General features: G+C 71.8%; 1 protein-coding gene. It reads right to left on the bottom strand.

Features of this window, described 5'->3' with window-relative positions; genetic code table 11:
• Position 1: 1 nt before the first annotated feature.
• A partial coding sequence (locus tag MFF54_RS26040) for a mannose-1-phosphate guanylyltransferase/mannose-6-phosphate isomerase (RefSeq protein ID WP_238307096.1) occupies positions 2-1,126 on the bottom strand: 1,125 nt, incomplete at its 5' end.

The following is a 1,126-nucleotide window of genomic DNA, read 5'->3' as shown; positions in this document are numbered from 1 at the left end:
TTCAGCGTCCGTAGATGTCCTCGACGCGGATGATGTCGTCCTCGCCGGTATAGGATCCGACCTGCACCTCGATGAGCTCGAGCGGGATCTTGCCCGGATTGGTCAGGCGGTGCATCGAGCCGATCGGCAGGTAGACCGCCTCGTTCTCGTGCACCAGCACCACCCGCTCGTCCACCGTCACCTCGGCCGTGCCCTTCACCACCACCCAGTGCTCCGCCCGGTGATAATGCTTCTGCAGGCTCAGGCGCCCGCCCGGCGTCACCATGATCCGCTTCACCTGAAAGCGCTCGCCGATGTCGATGCGCTGGTACCACCCCCACGGCCGGTACATGCGCAGATGCGCGTCCGCCTCCGGGTGCGCCCGCGCCCGCAACTGGCCCACCAGTTCCTTCACCCGCCCCGCCTGCGCCTTCGAGGCCACCAGGACCGCGTCGGGCGTAGTCACCACCACCACGTCCTCCAGACCCACCACCGTGGTCAGCCCCTCGCCCGCGCTGTGCACGAGGCTGTTTCGCGTGCCGATCAGCTCGACCCGCCCCCGCAGCGCGTTGCCGTCCCGGTCGCGTTCCAGCACCCCCCAGACCGCGTCCCAGGTGCCCACATCCGACCACGGAAAGGCGACCGGCAGCACGCCGGCCCGGCCGGTGCGCTCCATCACCGCGTAGTCGATCGAGATCTTCGGCACCTGCCCGAAGGCTTCGGCGTCGAGGCGCACGAAGTCGAGGTCGGTGGCCGCCGCCGCCAGCGCCGCGCGCGCACCCGCCAGCACCGCGGGGGCGAAGGTTTCGAGTTCGGCGAGCATCACGTCGGCGCGGAACAGGAAGTAGCCGGAGTTCCACAGCGCGCCCTCGGCGATCAGCCGCTCGGCGCCCGCCGCGTCCGGCTTCTCGACGAAGCGCTCGACCGCGCAGGCGGGCCCCTGCCCGAGATCCTGCGTCCCGCCCTCGGGCAGCGGGCTGCCGCGGCGGATGTAGCCGTAGTCGGTGGCCGGCCGCGTCGGCTGGATGCCCAGCGTCATGATGGCGCCCGCGCGCGCGCCCTGCGCGGCGGCGGCCACGGCAGCGCGGAAGGCCTGCGTGTCGCCGATGACGTGGTCGGCGGCCATGATCAGCACGACGGCCTGCGG

Source organism: Methylobacterium gregans, from assembly GCF_022179245.1.
GTDB classification, from domain to species: domain Bacteria; phylum Pseudomonadota; class Alphaproteobacteria; order Rhizobiales; family Beijerinckiaceae; genus Methylobacterium; species Methylobacterium gregans.
This window is presented reverse-complemented; position numbering and strand designations above follow the sequence as displayed.